This window comes from Umezawaea beigongshangensis, from assembly GCF_016464305.1.
GTDB lineage: Bacteria > Actinomycetota > Actinomycetes > Mycobacteriales > Pseudonocardiaceae > Umezawaea_A > Umezawaea_A beigongshangensis.
Map to the genome: position 1 here is coordinate 714881 of NZ_JAEIOJ010000002.1, position 17072 is coordinate 731952.

The following is a 17072-nucleotide window of genomic DNA, read 5'->3' on the forward strand; positions in this document are numbered from 1 at the left end:
CGAGCGGTGAGATGCGGCAGACGGTGGCGACCGCCGAGAGGTTCGCGCTGCGCAGCGCGGTGTCCCTGGTGGCCGCGAGCGCCGCCGGGGTCGCGTTCGCGGTGGTGCTGCTCGTGGTGTGGTCGGACTGGGCGCCCGTGCGCGAGGCCGACCGGGCGATCTCGGTCGCGTCCAACGGTCTGGTGGGAAGTTCACCGGTCCTGGCAGCGGTCCTGAGAGGAGTGACCCGGCTCGGCGACACCGCGACCCTCACCGGCGTGGTGGCGCTGGCGGCGGCGTGGCTGCTCCTGCGGCGGCGACCGTGGCCGGCGGTGCACGTGGTCGTCACCGCGGCCGGTGGCGGGCTGCTCGGCCTGGTGGTGAAGGAGCTGGTCGAGCGGGTGCGCCCGCTGGTCGACGTGCAGGTGGTCACCGCGGCGGGGTGGAGCTTCCCGAGCGGTCACACGCTGGGTTCCACGGTGACCTGGGGCGTGCTGCTGCTGGTGTTCGGCTCGGTGCCGCGGGCGCGGGTCGTGCTGACCCCGCTGGTGATCGCGGTCGTGGTGGCCGTGGGCTGCACCAGGGTGGCGCTCGGCGTGCACCACGCGACGGACGTGCTCGGCGGCTGGCTGCTGGGCCTGCTGTGGCTGGCCCTGACCACCGAGGTGTTCCGCCGCTGGCGCCGGGACCGGGGGATGGCGGAGGTGCCGGTGTTGCACGGTCTGGTCCCCGAGGCCGCGGACGACCTGCGGCCGCTGGCCGGTCGCCGGCTGCACGTCCTGCACGGCACGTGGCGCACGGCGGCTCAGCTGCTGGTGGCCTGGTGCCTGCTGCTGGGCGTGCTGTTCTGCCTGGGTTCGCTGATCACCGCCGCCGGGCCGGACGTCCCGACGAGCTGGGACCGCGCCGTCGTGGAGTGGGCCGCCGGGTGGCGGACGCCCTCGCGGACCGCGGTGATGGAGCGGGTGGAGGACCACAGCGGAACGGGACCGGTGATCGTGGCCGCGGTCGTCGCCTGCGTGCTGGCGCTGGCCGCGACGCGCTCCTGGCGGCCCGTCCTGCTGATCGTGCTCGGCCTGCTCGGGGAGATCACCCTGTTCCTGATCACCACGTCCGTCGTGGACCGCGCCCGGCCGGCCGCGAAGCTCCCCGACGACCTGCCGCCGACCTCCAGCTTCCCCTCCGGGCACGTCGCCGCGTCGCTGGTGCTCGCGGTCTCGGTGACCGTCCTGGTCCTGCGGTACGCGCGCGGGTGGTGGCGCTGGCCGGTGGTGACGGTCGTGCTGGCGGTCCCGCTGCTGGTGGCCGCGCAGCGGTTCTACTCGGGCGTCCACCACCCCACCGACGTCCTCGGCAGCGTGCTGCTCGCCCTGTCCTGGACCGCCGTCGTGGCCGCGACGACGCTGGGCCCCGTTCCGGCTGATCGGGCGGTGGTGCCTGCACCACCACGACCGGGCAGCTGACGTGATCGCTCGCGGCCGGTGTCCCTCCTACTGTCGCAGGAGTCCGGAAGAGACTCCTGGAAGGCACCGACATGGCAGTGACCTCGGCCGACGACGTCAGCGTCGACCGCGTCAGCAGGACGTGCGGCGGTGACGGGTCCGTCCGGCTCCGGCAGGAGCACCCCGCTGCACCGCGCCGCAGCCGGATCGGCTTCGTGCTCCAGGCGGTCGACCCGGTGGGCGCGCCGACCGTGCAGCAGAACACCGTGCGGCCGTCGCCGCCGTCCGGCCAGCGCTCGGACCGGGAGCGGACGACCGAGGTCGTGAACCGGGTCGGTCTGGGCGGCCGGCTGCGGCACCGGCCGTCGGAGCTGTGTCACCGGCAGCCCGTCGCGAGCGGGAAGGGCTGAGCCGTGCTCGAACTGGCCGCTCGAACGCTGCGCTTCCGCGCGGGCACCTTCGTGGCGACCTTCCTCGCCCTCGTCGCCGGTGTCACGATCCTGATGACGTGCGCGCTCCTCGTCGAGTCGGGCCTGCGCTACCAGGGTCTGGCGCAGCGGTACGCCGGAGCCGTCGCCGTCGTGGCCGACCGCGACACGACGGTGAGCGGGCCGGAGGTGTTCGGCGAGAGCGAGACGGTGACGCTGGCGCTGCCCGAGCGCGGCAGCCTGCCCGACTCGCTGATCGGCGAGGTCGCCGCGGTGCCCGGTGTGGCGAGCGCCGTGGGCGACCGCTCCGTCGTGGTCGCGCCCGCCGCGGCCCCCCGGCTGCCGACCACCGGTCACGGCTGGGAGAGCGCCGCGCTCGCCCCGTACCGGACGGTCACCGGCACGCCGCCGCGGTCCGACGACGAGATCGCCGTCGACACGCGGCTCGCCGCGAGCGGGAACCTGAGCCCCGGCGGCACGGCGGTGATCGTCACCGGGGGAACCGCGCGCGAGTACCGGGTGAGCGGGCTCGTCGAGGCGGACGGGGCGAGCGGATCGCGAGCGGCGCTGTTCTTCACCGACGCCGAAGCCACCCGGCTCGACCCGCACCCCGGTCGCGTCGACGCGATCGGCGTCCTCGCCGAGCCGGGCGCCGACGAGGCCGCCGTGATCGCCGCGGTGGAGCGGGTCGCGGCGGGTGCGGGGGCCAGGACGTACGCGGGAGCCGAGCGGGGACTGGCCGAGCAGCCCGACGCCGCCGCCGCGCGGGACTTCAGCGTGCAGGCGGGCGCCGCGTTCGGCGGTTGCGCCGCGGTGATCGTCGTCTTCGTGGTCGCCGGGACGGTCGGCCTGTCGGTGCGGCACCGCCGCCGCGACCTCGCCCTGCTGCGGGCCATCGCCGCGACCCCCGGCCAGGTGCGGCTGATGGTCCTCGGCGAGGTGGGCCTGCTGACCCCGCTCGCCGCGGCGGCGGGCGTCCCGGCCGGACTGGTCGCCACCGCCTGGACGCGGGACCAGCTCGTGACCCGCGGGTTCGTCCCCGACACCTTCGAGGTGAACGGCGGCGTCCTGTCCGGGCTGGCGGTGACCGTCGCGGTGGCCGCCGTCGCGCTGGTCTCCGCCTGGATCGCCGCGCTGCGCACCACCCGCATCCGGCCCACCGAGGCGCTCGGCGAGACCGCCGTCGAACCGGGGCCCGGCAGCACGGCCCGCCTCGTGTCCGGCTTCGTCCTGCTCGCCGGCGGCGTGTCCCTGATCGGTGTCACCAGCGCCACCGACGGCACGACCGCGCTGGGAGCCGCGACGAGCATGCTCTACACGTTCGTGCTGGCCGTCGCGCTGCTCGCGCCGTGGATCAACCAGGCCGCCGCGCGGCTGCTCGCGCCGGTCCTGCGGGCCGTCTGGGGGACCAGCGGGTACCTCGCCGCCGCGAACCTGCGGGTGACCGCGCGCGGCACGGTCGCCGTGCTGACCGCGCTGGTGCTCTCCGTCGGGTTCGGCGGGTCGGTGTGGTTCCTCCAGGACAACCTCCAGCGCCAGACCGTGCTCCAGAGCCGGGACGGCACGCTCGCCCAGCACGCGCTGGTCAGCGGCGTCGGCCTGCCCGCCTCGGCCACCGAGGAGGCCCGCCGGATCCCCGGCGTCGTCGCCGCGACGGGGGTGCGCCGCACGTCGGTCATCACCCCGAACGAGTTCTCGGGTCAGGCGGTGGTCGCGCAGGGCGTCGATCCGCGCGGCGTCGAGGAGACGATGGACCTGCGGGTGCGCGCGGGCAGCCTCGCCGACCTGCGCGGCGACACCGTCGCCGTGTCCTCGTCGCAGGCGGAGGCGGCGGACTGGGAGGTCGGCGACGACGCCTCGCTGTGGCTCGGCGACGGCACGCCGGTCACCCTGCGGGTCGTCGCGGTCTACGAGCGGGGCCGGGGGTTCGGCGACGTCACCCTGCACACCGAGACGCTCACCGGCCACACCGCGACCGGTCTCGACGACCGCGTCCTGATCCGCACCGCGCCCGGAGCCGAGGTCGGCGCGGCGCTGGCGGACCTCGCGAGCGCGTACCCGGCGAGCACCGCGATCGGCACCGGCCAGCTCACCGGTGAACCGGCCGGGGACCTGGCGATCAGCGCCTGGTTGAACAAGCTGCTGATCGCCGTGCTGGTCGGCTACGCGGCGCTCGCCGCCGCCAACACCCTCGTGATGGCCGCCCTGGTGCGCACGCGGGAGCTGGCGCTGCTGCGCCTGGTCGGCGTGACCCGCGGCCAGGTGAAGCGGATGGTCCACGCCGAGCAGGCCGCTCTGCTGGGCGTGGCGCTCTCGATCGGTGTGCTGATCGCGGCGGTGACGCTCTCCTCGATCGTCAACGCCGTCTCCGGGCAGCGCGTCCCGCACGTCCCGGCGCTCGGCTGGGCCGCCGTCGTCGGCGGCACCGTCGTCCTGGCGCTCGTCGCCACGGTGCTGCCGATCAACCGGGTCCTGCGCACCCCTCCGGTGCGGGGCGTCGGCGTCCTCGGGTAGGTCGCCGCCGGGTCGGCCCCGTCGTCGCGGACACTCCGCCGGACGGAACGCCGCCACGCCGAGCGGACCGCGCACCACCGCGTCCCCGCTCGGCGTGGCGGTCCCGAGGCGGCCGACGCCGTCCCCGCGCTCCCGGCGCACTCCGCACCAGCGGGTGCGCCGGGAGCGCGGTGGTCACGGGGTCCCGTCGGCGGCGGGGGCGAGGTTCCGGACGCAGGCCGCGAGGGTGTCCAGCAGTGTCTGCTGCTCGGCGGGCGCCAGGCCCCTGCACATCCTCTTCTCGACCTCGCGCACCGCGGTGCTGGCCGTCCGGAGCTTCTCGCGGCCGTCACCGGTCAGCTCGGCCGGCAGCTCGCGACCGACCGGGGCGGTCGCGGGCCGGATCACGAGACCGCGTTCTTCGAGGCCGCGGAGCACGGTGTTCATGGACTGCCGGGTGACGAAGACCCCGCGGGCCAGCTCGGCGTTCGACAGGCCCGGCCGCTGCCCCAGCAGCTCCAGGCACGCGTACTGCGTGACGGTCAGGTCCAGCGGGCGCAGCGCCACGTCCAGGGCGTGCCGCAGGGACACCGCGGCCTGCTTGAGGACGTAGCCGACCGCGCTCTCCACCGGTCCGACCGTGTCGCGTCGACTCATGTCAGGAGTCTGACATATGGTGTGCATGTCAGGAACCTGACACGACTGAGGAGAACACCGTGACCGTCACCGGACCCGACTTCATCGCCCTCCAGGTGCGCGACCTGGACCGCGCCGCCGCCTTCTACGAGGACCTGCTCGGCCTGGACCGCGCCCCCGCCGGCCCGCCCGGCGCCGTCGTGTTCACCACCACGCCCGTCCCGTTCGCCCTGCGCGACCCGCTGCCCGGCGTCGACCTGGACGCGGTCGAGCGCCCCGGACCGGGCGTGGCGCTGTGGCTGCACGCCACCGACGCGCAGGCCCTGCACGACCGGCTGGACGCCGCCGGCGTGCCGATCGCGACACCGCCCTTCGACGGCCCGTTCGGGCGCACGTTCACCTTCACCGACCTCGACGGGTACGCCGTGACGATCCACGACCGGCGCTGAGCGCCACCGGCTCCCGCCGGGCCTGCTCGTGCCCCCTGGGCGGTCACGAGCGGGCGGTCGCCGCTCGTCATCCAGGGTCGCGCACCCCCGCGGGAGACCGGGGTGTCCTCGGCGCGGGCCAGACGCACAGGACCCACTGCTCGCAGCGCGCTTCGTCGCCGAAGCTGGTGTCGATCAGCTCGGGCAGGCGGCGGGCGCGCAGCCGGTAGTCGCCCGGCGCGGGGAGGTCGACGGGGATGTCTCCGGGTGCCCCGGTCGCCGAGGCCAGCAGGAGGGTGCCGGAGTCGGTGTGGAACTCACCGGTCCAGGAGTGGTCGTCGGTGCCGGGATCGGTGTCGTGCAGTTCCACCACGACGTCGGCTTCGAGATCGAAGTCGGTGGCGTGCAGCAGGACCCCTCCGGGACCGCTCCGGCCGATCCGGTGCGAGTCGGTGGCGGTGTGCAGGTCGGCGAGCGAGGAGCTCCCGGAGAAGTCGAACAGCACGAAGTGCGAGAACTCCACCAGCAACCGCGTACGCCACGTGCGCCGCACCCCGGGGTGCTGTCCGCTCATCGTCCGCTCCTCACGTCGTGGCCGGGCGCGGTCGACGCCGGCGAACGCCCCGCGAGGTTCCTCCGGGCCGCGAGCGGGCGAGGACGACCGTCGTCCGCTCCATCCTCTCGACGACCGGGGGCCACCGCCACCGAGCACGCGACGGGGTCGGCCACGTCGTCTGCGGTGACGGTCCCGGTGGCCGGCCGCACCTCCCGCAGGCCGACCGGGACGCCCTGCTCCGGGTGGGCCGCACCCCGGCGGCCGGACGGCGCGGGGTGGGTGTGCTGGACCCTCCCCGCGCCTCCCCCGCGTCCCTAGCCTCGAAGCGTGGACGACGAACGAGTGATCGCAGACCTGCACGACCGCTGGGTGTTCGGCTGGGAGCGCGCCGAGGGGGACGCGCCGTTCGACTTCCAGCGCTCCCTCGGCGAGTTCTACGACGTCAGCTCCCCGGACGTCCGCCTCTACGACGACTTCGACCCCGAGCAGCGGGTGGCGACGACCGCCGCCGGGTACGGCTCGATCTGGGAGCCCCCGTTCCGCCGGATGCTCTCCGCGCGCCACGCCGTCGACGACGGACCGCACGTCGTCGCCGACCACGACCTGGCCGCGTCCACCCTGACGTTCGTCGCGCGGATCACCACCCCCGACGGCACCTCGGACGTGCGCACCACCAGCTCCCTGGTCTGGCGCCGAACTCCGGTCGGCTGGCGGATCGTCCGGGAGCACAACTCGACCCGGCTCCTGCCCGCCGGGGAGCTCGACGGCGTGCTGCCGACGCGGGAGCACGCCTGACGTCGCGCCGGACCGGCCCGGCGGGCCGATCTCGCGCGGCCGGCCGGGAGCCGCCGCGGAGGTCCGCCGGGGCAGGTGGTCGCGCTGCGACGGGCAGAGCGGGAGGTTGTTCGCCGAACGACGGCCTAGCCTGGTGGCGACCACCCCTCAGCAGCCCGAAGGACGTGCTCCGATGTCCCAGCCGCCCGTCGCCGAGCCCGTCCCGGTGGCCACCGGGCTTCCGTCGCGCGTGGTGGTCGACAGCGCCGGACTCGGCTGGAGCGGCGCGCGCGTGCGCGAGGTGGTCGACCCGCCGATCGCCGAGTTCGTGCTGCCCCCGGTGGACTCGCTCACCGTCGTGCTCATCACGGCGGGCAGCTACGTCGTGGAGAGCGGTCCCGGTCCGCGCCGCCGGCACGCCCTCGTCTCGCCCGGCACCTCGGCGGTCAACGCCGCGCAGCGCGAGGTGCGGGCGCGGTGGCGTTCGGACAGCCGGTCCCCCTTCCGCTCGGTGCACCTGACCATCGCCGCGTCCGTGCTCGCGGAGACCCGCGACGCGCTGCCCCGGCACGCCCGCCGCCCGGACCCCGACTACCTGCGGCGCGCGGACCCGTTCGTGCGCGAGGCGGTGCTCGAACTCGGCCGGGCCACGCGCCTCGGTCTGCCCGCCCTGCACGCCGAGGCACTGGCCCAGTCCGTCGCCAGCTACCTCCTGCTCGACGAGAACCGCGACCGCGGGGCCGTCCGCGGCGGGCTGGGGGCGCGGGCGCTGGGAACGGTCGTGGACCTCATGCACGAGCGGATCGCCGAGCCGATCACCCTCGCCGAACTGGCCGCGGCGGCGCACCTGAGCCACCACCACTTCCTGCGCCAGTTCTCCGCCTCGACCCGCACGACGCCCATGCGCTACCTCACGTCGCTGCGGATGCAGCGCGCCCAGGAACTGCTGCGCGACGACACCCTGACCGTGCAGGCGGTCGCGGCCCGCTGCGGATACCCCAACCCGGCGCACTTCACGAGCGTGTTCCGCCGTGTGCACGGCGTGACCCCGTCCACCTTCAGAGGTGTGAACGTCTGACGAGCGTGCGGGCCGGGAACGGCGACCAGGCCACAGGGCACCGCAACGGGACCACACACCGCCACGCCGGAGAAGCGGAAGCTCGTGCCGTACCTGCCCGCAGATCACACGGGAGAACGGATGAGCAGCACAGTCGTCGTCTCCGGAGCCTCCAGCGGCTTCGGAGCCATGACGGTGCGCGCCCTGGCCGACGCGGGACACCGCGTCTACGCGGGGATGCGCGCCACGCGGGACCGCAACGCCCCCGCCTTCGCCGAGGCGCGCGAGCACGCGAGCAGCAACGGCGTGGACCTGCGGCCGATCGAGCTGGACGTCGCCGACCAGACCTCGGTGGACCGTGCGGTCGCCGAGATCGTGGCCGAGAGCGGCCAGATCGACGTCGTCGTGCACAACGCGGGTCACATGGTGCTCGGCCCGGCCGAGGCGTTCACCGTCGAGCAGCTCGCCGCCGTGTACGACTCGAACGTCCTCACCACGCAGCGGCTCAACCAGGCCGTGCTGCCGCACATGCGCCAGCGGGGCGACGGCCTGCTGGTGTGGGTCGGGTCGTCCAGCGCGCGCGGCGGCACCCCGCCGTACCTCGCGCCCTACTTCGCCGCCAAGGCGGCCGAGGACGCACTCGCCGTGAGCTACGCCGTCGAGGCGGGACGGTTCGGCGTCGACTCGGTGATCGTCGTGCCCGGCTCCTTCACCAGCGGCACCAACCACTTCACCAACGCCGGGTCGCCCGAGCGCGAGGACGTGGCCGCCGAGTACTCGGCGCGCTTCGGCGACACGATCGACACGGTGCTGGAGCGGCTGGCCGGTCTGTCCCCCGCCGACGCCGATCCGCAGGAGGTGGCGCGGGAGATCGTCCGCGTCGTCGGTCTGCCGAAGGGGGAACGGCCGTTCCGGGTGTACGTCGATCCGGCCGACGACGGCGCCGAGCGCGTCTACGAGGTGGGCGAGGCGGTCCGGCAGGAGTTCTACGAGCGCATCGGGATGCCGGAGCTGCTGCGTCCCGCCACCACGACGGGAGCGGACGCGTGAGCGCCCCGGCGACCGGCAGGGTCGCGATCGTCACGGGCGGGTCCGGCGGCATCGGCCGAGCGGTCGTCGAGCGGCTCGCCGCCGACGGCTTCTCCCTGGTGGTGCACTACTCCGGCAACCGGGACCGCGCGGAGGAGGCCGTCCGCGCCGCCGCCGAGCACGGTGCGAAGGCCGTGGCCGTGGGCGGCGACGTGGCCGACGAGACGGCGATGGGCCTGCTGTTCGACGAGGCCGAGAGCGTCTTCGGCGGTGTCGACGTCGTGGTGAACACCGCGGGGATCATGGTGCTCGCGCCGATCGCGGAGTTCGACCTCGACGCGCTCGACCGGATGCACCGGGTCAACGTCAGGGGCGCCTTCGTCGTCTCGCAGCTCGCCGCCCGGCGGCTGCGCGAGGGCGGCGCCCTGGTGAACTTCTCCACGTCGGTGACCCGGCTCCAGATGCCGACCTACGGGCCGTACGCGGCGTCGAAGGCGGCTGTCGAGGGCCTGACGCTGATCCTGGCCCGCGAGCTGCGCGGCCGCGACATCACCGTCAACGCCGTGGCTCCCGGCCCCACCGCGACACCGCTGTTCCTCGACGGCAAGGACGAGGAGGAGGTGCAGCGGCTGTCGAAGGCCGCTCCGCTGGAGCGCCTCGGCCGCCCCGAGGACGTCGCCGAGGTCGTGGCGCTCCTCGCCGGCCCGGCCCGCTGGGTGAACGGGCAGGTCCTGTTCGCCAACGGCGGCATCGGCTGATCACCTCCGGTGGTGCCCGCCGCGACAGGTCGCGGCGGGCACCACCGGTAGATCACGCGCGCGCCGAGCGGGAGCGAGCGGCGACGGCCAGCGGGGTGTGCGCCGACGGCTCCGACCGATCGAGGACGAACCCGCCGACAGCAGGTGACGCGGTCTCCGGAACTACGTCGATCGTCGTCCGACCAACTGGACGACAGACCGTTCCCGATCAGAAGAGACGTGTCCGATGCCACGCACGAGCCGCACGAACAACCGCACCGTCGTGGCCGCCCGGAGCGGCCCCTCCCTCAACACCGTCCTCACCGCCCTCGTCGCCCTCGTCGCCGTCGTGGTGATCGGCGGGGCGCTGCTGGTCGGCCGGTCGGGCGACGAGGGCACAGCCTCCACCGAGGCGCTGTTCCCCGCGGGAGCGCACACCCTGTCCACCGCGGAGGACGGCCGGGTGACGCTGGTGGAGTTCCTGGACTTCCAGTGCCCGGCGTGCGCGTCCTACTACACGGGGGTCACCGAGCGGCTGGAGCAGGACTACCGGGGACGCATCACGTTCGTGACCCGCAACTTCCCGCTGGAGGCGCACCCGCTGGCCGTTCCGGCCGCACGCGCCGCCGAGGCCGCCGCGAAGCAGGGCGCGTACGCCGAGATGTACCACGCGCTCTACGAGGGCTTCGACCAGTGGGCGGTGGACGGCCGGAGCACCAGCTCCGACGTCGGCCGCGCGACCGCGACGTTCGAGGAGTTCGCGGTCGCAGCGGGTCTGGACCTGGAGAGGTTCCGCGCGGACGCGGCCTCCGAGGAGGTGCGGGCCACCATCGAGCGCGACGTCGCCGACGGCACCGCGGCGGGCGTGACCAGCACGCCGACGTTCTTCCTGAACGGCGAGGAGTTCCGGCCGAGCGGTGGCACGATCGCCGACGCCGACCGCGAGCTGCGCGCCGCGATCGACGAGGCGCTGGCCGGATGAACCGCCGACTCGCTCAGCTGCACGTCGTCGGCGGCGGCCTCGGCCTGGCCGCCGCCGTGGCGCTGACCCTGGAGAAGATCGCCGTGCTCCGCGACCCGGCTCACGTCCCCAGCTGCTCGATCGACCCGGTCCTGTCCTGCGGATCGGTCATGGACAGCCCGCAGGCCGCGGCGTTCGGCTTCCCCAACCCGCTCATCGGGATCGCCGCGTTCGCGGTCGTGGTCACCACGGGCGTCGCCGTGCTGGCAGGCTTCGAACCGCCGCGCTGGTACCGGGTCGGGCTCGACGCCGGAACCCTCTTCGGCGTCCTGTTCGTGCACCGGCTGATCGCGGCGAGCCTCTACGACGTCCACGCGCTGTGCCCGTACTGCCTCGTGGTGTGGGTCGTCACGATCCCGATCTTCTGGTACACCACGCTGGACACGTGGCCCGCGCTCGCACCGCTGCGCCGCGTGCACAGCGCCGTCCTCGCGCTGTGGTACGCGGTCATCGCGGTGATGGTCCTGGTGGAGTTCTGGGACCACTGGCGGACCCTGCTGTGACGGTGGTGTCCCGTGTGGACGGTGGAACGGGCGGTTCCCGCCCGTTCCACCGGGGTCAGCCCGCCTCGGTGGCCTCGTCGGAACCGGCCGCCCTGATCAGGTCCTCGCGGGCGCGGGCGACCCGCGACCGGATCGTGCCCACCGGGCACCCGACGACCTCGGCGGCCTCGGCGTAGGGCAGCCCGAGGACCTGGGTGAGCACGAGCGCCTCGCGCCGGTCGGGGTCCAGGCCGTCGAGCAGCAGGTTCAGCTCGACGACGTCCTCGAAGCGGCTGTGCCGGCTCGTGCGGTCGAGCTCCCGCGCCCAGTCCGCGCCGGGCGACAGCCTGGGCCGCGCCTGCGCCATGCGGATCTGGTCGATCACCACCCGGCGGGCGATCACCAGCAGCCAGGTGCGCGCCGAGGAGCGCCCGGCGAAGCGGCGCAGACTGCCCAGCGCGCGGACGTAGGTCTCCTGGGCGAGGTCGTCGGCCGCCCCGACGTCGGCCAGGTGGGCGACGAAGCGCCACACGTCGCGTTGGGTCGCGCGCACGAACCGCTCCAGCGCGTCCCGGTCGCCGGAGCGCGCCTGGAGGGCCCAGCTGGTCACCTCGTCGTGTGATGGGGTCACGATTGCGGATCGTAACCACCCCCCGCCGGGAACCGGTGAGCCGAACGGCCCGACCATTGGACCGTGGACTGCGACACCTGCCGTGAAGCGCTCTCGGCCCGCCTGGACGGCGAGACCGGACCCGTGCCCGCCGCCGAGACGGACGCGCACCTCGCGCAGTGCGCCTCCTGCTCGGCCTGGCAGCTCCGCGCGCAGGCGCTGACCAGGGCGATCCGGGTCCGGCCTGCGGAAGCCGCACCGGACCTCGCCGACGCCGTGCTGGCCGCCGCCCCGCCGCAGCACACCGCGCTCCGGTCGCGCCTGGGCCTGACCGCGGTCGCGCTCGTCCAGCTGTGGCTCGCCCTGTCCCAGCTGTTCACCGGTGCCACGTCCCACGCCGGGCACGTGGGCGGGGGCATCAGCGGCCACCTGTTCAACGAGGGCGCGGCGTGGAACCTCGCGCTGGGCGTCGGCCTGCTGGTCGCGGCCGTCGACGGCCGCCGCGCCGCCGGGTTGCTGCCGACGCTCGGCGGGTTCGTCGCCGTGCTGCTGGCGTTCTCCGTGCACGACCTGCTCGACGGCACCGCCACCACCGCGCGCGTCGCCTCCCACCTGCCGCTGGTCGCGGGGCTGGCGCTCCTGCTCCTGGTCGCCCGCGCCCACCGCGAGCGGCCCGCGCCCGGCACGCCCGCCACGTCCGGCCACGACGACCTCGACGACGCGCCCGACCACGACACCCCCGCCCGCCGGTCGTCCCACCCGCGCGGCAGGGGGCGTCACCTCAGGCCCACCGCGCACCGGAGAGCGGCCTGAGGTGCGGCGCGTGCTGGTCCACGAGGCCGGAGCAGCACGTGCCGCGTCCGCCTAGGCTGTGATCGTGCAGGAGGACGCTGACGAGTGGGACGGGGTCCTGTCGGACCCCTGGTTGCCCTGGGCGCTGCGGATCGCGCCCCGGCAGGACGCGAGCGCGTTCCGCGCGGAGGTCCGGCGGCGCAGGCTGGACGACGTCGTGGTGGTCGACCGGACGTCCGGTCCGTTCGGCGGTGCGCGGGGCGCGCGGCAGATCGCCGCGACGCACGGCGACTTCCTCGTGGTGCGCATCGTGCGCTCCGGTCACGAGGTGTTCGGTCAGGACGGCGCGGAGTGGTCGCTGCGGGCCGGTGACGCCGTGGTGTGGGAGAGCGACCGCCCGGCTCGGTTCACCTCGGTCGGGCAGGTGAGCACGCGCAGCCTCGTCGTGCCGCGCCGGGTCCTGCACGAGGTGGGCTGCCCGCTGACGGCCGGTGACCCGGTGGCCGGGCGGGTGCCCGCCGTGCACCTGCTGACCGGGTACCTCGACGCGCTCGACGCGACGCCGGTCACCTCGACCGGTCCGGTCGCCGTGGCGGCCCGCAACGCGATGCTGGAGCTCGTGTGGGGTGCGCTGAGGCCCGCGACGCCGCTGGACCCGCAGGCCCTGCACCCCGCCCGGTGGGCGGCCGTGGAGCACTACCTCGACACGCGGCTCGGTCGTGGTGATCTGTCGGCGCGGGAGGTGGCGGCGGCGCACGGCATCTCGGTGCGCACCCTGGGCCGGTTGTTCGCCGAGCAGGGCGGGACCTTCACCGGTGTGCTGCGCGCCAAGCGGATCGCCCGCGTGCGCGAGGACCTGCTGACCGGCGACGCCACCGTGGAGGCGCTGGCCAGGCGCTGGGGCTTCTTCGACACCAGCCACCTGCACCGGCGGTTCCGCGCCGCGCACGGGGTGTCCCCGCACGAGTACCGCCTCCGCCACCGCGACACGGCCTCCTGACGTCCGATCGGTACCCCCCGACGGCGCGCGCGTACCCGGCGCCACCACCCCCGGAACGTCGAAACTCGTCGTCAGAGCCCCGATCGACGGGGTGCTGACGAGGGAGAACACCGATGACCGTGCTGTCCAACCGGGCGTTCCGGCTGCGGAAGCGGCCCGCGGGCCTGGCCGAGGAGGCCCCGCTGGACCTGGTGGAGGAGGAGGTCGCGCCGCTGGCGGACGGGCAGGCGCTGGTGCGGACCCTGGTGCTGTCGGTGGACCCGGCGAGCCGGGTGTTCATGAGCGACATCCGCAGCGACCTGCCGCCGGTGGAGATCGGCGAGGTGATGCGCGGCCTCGGCGTCGGCCGGGTCGTCCGGTCGCGGCGCGACGACCTGCCGGTCGGCGCGCACGTGCTGGGCTGGACCGGCTGGCAGGACTACCGGATCGCCGACGACGCGACGCTGGAGTCGCCGTTCACCGTGCTGCCGGACCCGCTGCCCGCCCCGCCGGAGGACCTGCTCGGCGTGCTCGGGCTGACCGGCGTCACCGCGTGGATCGCCGTGGAGATCGCCGACCCGAAGCCCGGTGACACGCTGGTGGTGTCCGCGGCCGCCGGCGCGGTGGGCTCCATCGCCGGTCAGCTCGCGAAGGAGCGCGGCGCGCGGGTGGTCGGTGTGGCGGGTGGTGCGGAGAAGTGCCGCTACGTCGTCGAGGAGCTGGGCTTCGACGCCTGCGTCGACCGCCGCGACCCCGACTGGCGCGAGCGGTTCGACGAGGCCACGCCGGACGGTGTCGACGCGGACGTGGAGAACGCGGGCGGCGAGATCCTCGACCACGTGCTGACCCGGATCAACACCGGTGCGCGGCTGGCGCTGTGCGGGATGATCGCCGACTACAGCGCCGACCCCGGTCAGCGGCACGGTCTGCGCAACCTGGTGGAGATGCTCGAACAGCGCGCCACGGCACGCGGTTTCCTGGTCACCGACCACGCCGACCGCTTCGAGGAGATCACCGCCGAACTGGCGGCTCGGCTCGCCGACGGCCGCGTGCGGCACTCGCGGGTCGTCGTGGACGGCCTGGAGCACGCGCCCGCGGCGCTGGAGCGGATCTTCCGCGGCGACGGCAGGGGCAAGGTCGTGGTCAGGGTCGCGCCCGACGGTGCGTGAGCCGGTCGCCCGAGGCCGGCACCGGAACCGGGCAGCTCCGACCCGCACCACCGCGGTCGGAGCTGCCCGTTCCTCCTCGGCGACGCCCGCACCGGCGCCCGCAGCTGCGGCACCGTCAGAAGTCGGCCTTCTCGACCTCCGTGGCCGTCACGTGCGATCCGGTGAGGTCCCGCAGCTCGACGAGGTGCTTCTGCCGCAGTTGCCTGGCCTGCTTGGGCATGTTCCAGCCCAGCACACCGACCACCTCGCCGTCGCGCTCGTACAGCGCCGCGAACCGGCGCGCGGCGACGTCCCCCTCCACGACCGACACCTCCGCACCGGGGGCGAGCACGCCGTGGACCTGGAGCTTGGCGTCGAACTGGTCGGTCCAGAAGTAGGGCACGGGCACGTAGGACCGCTCCCCTCCCACGACGTCGCCGGCCACCGCCGCGGCCTGTTCGGTGGCGTTGGTCCGGTTCTCCAGGCGCACCAGGGCGCCCAGCCCCTCGTGGTACCAGCGCGCCACGTCTCCCACCGCGTAGATCCCGTCGGCGGCCCGGCAACGGGCGTCGCACACCACGCCGTCGTCCAGCCGCAGGCCGCTGCCGATCAGCCAGTCGGTGTTCGGGATCGCGCCCAGCGCGACCACGACCACGTCGGCGGGCAGCACCTCGCCGGAGTCCAGACGCACTCCGCTGACGCGTCCGTCCCGCGCCGTCAGGCCGCGCACGGCGGTGCCGAGCCGCAGGTTCACCCCGCGCTGGGCGTGCAGCTCGCCGAGCACACCGGACACCAGCGGTCCCAGCTGCGCCGCCAGCGGCGCACGCTGCGGCCCGGCCAGCGTGACGTCCAGTTCCGCGCCGCGGGCGGTGGCGGCGACCTCCGCGCCCAGCACGCCGTCGCCGACCACCACCACCCGGCCACCGCCGAGCAGGTCCGCCCGCAGCGCCGAGGCGTCCCCCAGGGTGCGCAGCACGTGCACGCCGCCCAGACCGGCCTGGCCCGCCACCGTCCTGGGACGGGCACCCGTGGCGAGGACCACGGCGTCGGCCCGCAGGACGGCACCCGACGCGGTGCCGACGCTGCGCGTCGCCGGGTCCAGCGAGGACGCCGGGTCACCGAGGACGAACCGGACGTCCAGCGCGTCGAGCGCCTCCGGCGTGCGCAGCCTGGCCCGGTCGGGTTCCCACGCCCCGGACAGGACCTGCTTGGACAGCGGCGGCCGGTCGTAGGGCAGGTGGGGTTCGTCGCCCAGCAGCGTGATGCCGCCGCTGAAGCCCTTGCGCCGCAGTGCTTCCGCGGTCGACAGCCCCGCGGCGGACGCGCCGACGACGAGGACGTCCGACGGAGTGCTCACCCGGCCTCGCTCAGCGTGATCGCCGCTGACGGGCACACCTCCGCCGCTTCGCGCACCGCGTCGTGCAGGTGCCCGGCCGGTTCGGGGTCCAGCAGCAGCACGACCCCGTCCTCGTCGCGCTGGTCGAACACGTCCGGCGCCGTCAGCACGCACGACCCCCCGGCGCAGCACCTGTCCTCGTCCACCGTGATCTTCATCGTCCCCACTCCTCCGGATGTTCTTCCTCGTCGCGATCCGCTCGCCGTCACAGCCGCGACGGCGTCGAGCTCGGGCGCGGGCAGCTCCCGGCCCGGCGGCGTCGACGACGCGATCTGGTCCCGGTCGGCCGCACCCCGGTGGCACACCCCCGTGCTACCGCGCGACACCTGCGTCCGCCGTGCGCATCGGCGACGGCTCGGCGAGCAGGCCCCCCGCTTCGCCCGATCGGCCAGCAGAATCTCGATCATGCTACCGATCCTGGTCGGCGCGGTCCGGCGTTCGGCGCGATCTCCCGTCCGGCGATCAGCGGGACGAGCCGCGAGCCCGTCCGGCCGCTGGTGCGCGGGAGCGGCGGCCGACAGGCTAGTTTGCTCGGGTGAGTCTCCTCGACGACGTGGCCGAACGCGACGGCTGGCGGTGCTGGGTGTGCGACGAACCGGTCGATCCCGACATGTCGGTGAACGACCCGCGGGGACCCAGCGTCGACAGCAGGACCGCCGACCGGAAGGCCAAGGTCGCCGAGCGGCTCGCGCACCGCGGGTGCAACACCCGCAAGGGCGCGGTGAAGGTCGTCATCCCCTGGCCGGACCGCCTGCACGTGGTCGAACCCGCCCCGCTGATCACCGTTGCCGGGAGGCTGGAGCGGAAGGGGGGCCGCGAGATGGTGGCCCGTTGTCCGACCAGACAGGACGCCGCAGAGGCGGCGGACTGGCTGGTGGACCGGTTCTCCCGACTGGTGCCGGGGCTGCCGGTGACCGCCGGCGTCGAGGCGGGCGGCGGCCAGTTCCTCGTCGTCCTGGCCACCGGCCGCCGCTGAGCGCGCCGCGCTGGCGCTGCGGCACGAGGTCGCCGCGCCGCGCCGGAGCAGTCCCGGACCGCGGTCGCGGTGGGCCGAGCGCGCGGTGCTCGCCGCGTCGACGCGCCAG

Annotated in this window: 19 protein-coding genes; 14 read left to right on the forward strand and 5 right to left on the reverse strand. The window is 74.9% G+C overall.

Going from position 1 to position 17072, the window contains the following annotated elements:
• Positions 1 to 11: 11 nt before the first annotated feature.
• From IMZ35_RS07780 to IMZ35_RS07790, 3 genes are all read left to right on the forward strand, one after another.
• On the forward strand, positions 12 to 1442 hold the full coding sequence (locus IMZ35_RS07780) for a phosphatase PAP2 family protein (protein WP_199440213.1): 1431 nt from the start codon (positions 12 to 14) through the stop codon (positions 1440 to 1442).
• Positions 1443 to 1513: 71 nt separating this feature from the next.
• The gene (locus IMZ35_RS07785; RefSeq protein WP_199440214.1) at positions 1514 to 1831 is read left to right on the forward strand and encodes a P-loop NTPase family protein; all 318 of its coding nucleotides are present in this window, start codon (positions 1514 to 1516) and stop codon (positions 1829 to 1831) included.
• 3 nt (positions 1832 to 1834) lie between these two features.
• Positions 1835 to 4363 (forward strand): FtsX-like permease family protein, encoded by a 2529-nt coding sequence (locus tag IMZ35_RS07790; protein ID WP_199440215.1) that lies wholly within the window; start codon positions 1835 to 1837, stop codon positions 4361 to 4363.
• 174 nt (positions 4364 to 4537) lie between these two features.
• Here the strand turns inward: IMZ35_RS07790 and IMZ35_RS07795 are convergent, their stop codons facing one another.
• Positions 4538 to 4999 (reverse strand): MarR family winged helix-turn-helix transcriptional regulator, encoded by a 462-nt coding sequence (locus IMZ35_RS07795; protein WP_199440216.1) that lies wholly within the window; start codon positions 4997 to 4999, stop codon positions 4538 to 4540.
• 59 nt (positions 5000 to 5058) lie between these two features.
• Between IMZ35_RS07795 and IMZ35_RS07800 the strand changes: the two genes are divergently transcribed.
• Entirely contained in the window at positions 5059 to 5427 is a 369-nt protein-coding gene (locus tag IMZ35_RS07800) for a VOC family protein (protein ID WP_199440217.1), read from the forward strand.
• Between the two features lie 67 nt (positions 5428 to 5494).
• Here the strand turns inward: IMZ35_RS07800 and IMZ35_RS07805 are convergent, their stop codons facing one another.
• A complete protein-coding gene (locus IMZ35_RS07805) occupies positions 5495 to 5980 on the reverse strand; it encodes a hypothetical protein (protein ID WP_199440218.1) in 486 nt (161 codons plus the stop codon).
• 309 nt (positions 5981 to 6289) lie between these two features.
• Here IMZ35_RS07805 and IMZ35_RS07810 point away from each other — a divergent pair, with 309 nt between their 5' ends.
• The 6 genes from IMZ35_RS07810 to IMZ35_RS07835 all read left to right on the forward strand — a co-directional run bounded on the left by IMZ35_RS07810 (position 6290) and on the right by IMZ35_RS07835 (position 11083).
• A complete protein-coding gene (locus IMZ35_RS07810; RefSeq protein ID WP_307867847.1) occupies positions 6290 to 6757 on the forward strand; it encodes a YybH family protein in 468 nt (155 codons plus the stop codon).
• Between the two features lie 172 nt (positions 6758 to 6929).
• Positions 6930 to 7814 carry a helix-turn-helix domain-containing protein gene (locus tag IMZ35_RS07815; protein WP_199440219.1) on the forward strand — a complete coding sequence of 295 codons (885 nt, stop codon included), beginning with the start codon at positions 6930 to 6932 and terminating at the stop codon, positions 7812 to 7814.
• A 120-nt stretch (positions 7815 to 7934) separates the two neighbouring features.
• On the forward strand, positions 7935 to 8843 hold the full coding sequence (locus IMZ35_RS07820; RefSeq protein WP_199440220.1) for an SDR family NAD(P)-dependent oxidoreductase: 909 nt from the start codon (positions 7935 to 7937) through the stop codon (positions 8841 to 8843).
• Entirely contained in the window at positions 8840 to 9580 is a 741-nt protein-coding gene (locus IMZ35_RS07825; protein WP_199440221.1) for an SDR family oxidoreductase, read from the forward strand. The genes IMZ35_RS07820 and IMZ35_RS07825 overlap by 4 nt, the downstream gene beginning before the upstream one ends.
• Before the next feature lie 226 nt (positions 9581 to 9806).
• Positions 9807 to 10541 (forward strand): DsbA family protein, encoded by a 735-nt coding sequence (locus tag IMZ35_RS07830; protein ID WP_199440222.1) that lies wholly within the window; start codon positions 9807 to 9809, stop codon positions 10539 to 10541.
• Complete coding sequence (locus tag IMZ35_RS07835) at positions 10538 to 11083, forward strand: vitamin K epoxide reductase family protein (protein WP_199440223.1); 546 nt, start codon at positions 10538 to 10540, stop codon at positions 11081 to 11083. Before IMZ35_RS07830 ends, IMZ35_RS07835 begins: the two co-directional genes overlap by 4 nt.
• A 55-nt stretch (positions 11084 to 11138) precedes the next feature.
• Here IMZ35_RS07835 and sigC read toward each other — a convergent pair whose 3' ends face one another.
• Positions 11139 to 11693 carry an RNA polymerase sigma factor SigC gene (gene sigC / locus IMZ35_RS07840; protein WP_438816835.1) on the reverse strand — a complete coding sequence of 185 codons (555 nt, stop codon included), beginning with the start codon at positions 11691 to 11693 and terminating at the stop codon, positions 11139 to 11141.
• A gap of 63 nt (positions 11694 to 11756) precedes the next feature.
• Between sigC and IMZ35_RS07845 the strand changes: the two genes are divergently transcribed.
• The 3 genes from IMZ35_RS07845 (at position 11757) to IMZ35_RS07855 (ending at position 14612) form a co-directional block, all read left to right on the forward strand.
• Complete coding sequence (locus tag IMZ35_RS07845; protein ID WP_199440225.1) at positions 11757 to 12485, forward strand: zf-HC2 domain-containing protein; 729 nt, start codon at positions 11757 to 11759, stop codon at positions 12483 to 12485.
• 64 nt (positions 12486 to 12549) lie between these two features.
• Positions 12550 to 13464, forward strand: a complete 915-nt coding sequence (locus IMZ35_RS07850) for an AraC family transcriptional regulator (RefSeq protein WP_199440226.1) — start codon at positions 12550 to 12552, stop codon at positions 13462 to 13464.
• A gap of 113 nt (positions 13465 to 13577) precedes the next feature.
• Positions 13578 to 14612 carry an NADP-dependent oxidoreductase gene (locus IMZ35_RS07855; RefSeq protein WP_199440227.1) on the forward strand — a complete coding sequence of 345 codons (1035 nt, stop codon included), beginning with the start codon at positions 13578 to 13580 and terminating at the stop codon, positions 14610 to 14612.
• Between the two features lie 115 nt (positions 14613 to 14727).
• Here IMZ35_RS07855 and IMZ35_RS07860 read toward each other — a convergent pair whose 3' ends face one another.
• Together IMZ35_RS07860 and IMZ35_RS07865 are read right to left on the reverse strand one after the other, a co-directional pair.
• A complete protein-coding gene (locus tag IMZ35_RS07860) occupies positions 14728 to 15948 on the reverse strand; it encodes an NAD(P)/FAD-dependent oxidoreductase (RefSeq protein WP_199440228.1) in 1221 nt (406 codons plus the stop codon).
• Positions 15945 to 16145: a ferredoxin gene (locus IMZ35_RS07865; protein ID WP_199440229.1), complete on the reverse strand. Its 201-nt coding sequence runs from the start codon at positions 16143 to 16145 to the stop codon at positions 15945 to 15947. Before IMZ35_RS07865 ends, IMZ35_RS07860 begins: the two co-directional genes overlap by 4 nt.
• 377 nt (positions 16146 to 16522) lie before the next feature.
• Between IMZ35_RS07865 and IMZ35_RS07870 the strand changes: the two genes are divergently transcribed.
• Positions 16523 to 16963 (forward strand): hypothetical protein, encoded by a 441-nt coding sequence (locus tag IMZ35_RS07870; protein WP_199440230.1) that lies wholly within the window; start codon positions 16523 to 16525, stop codon positions 16961 to 16963.
• Positions 16964 to 17072 lie beyond the last annotated feature (109 nt).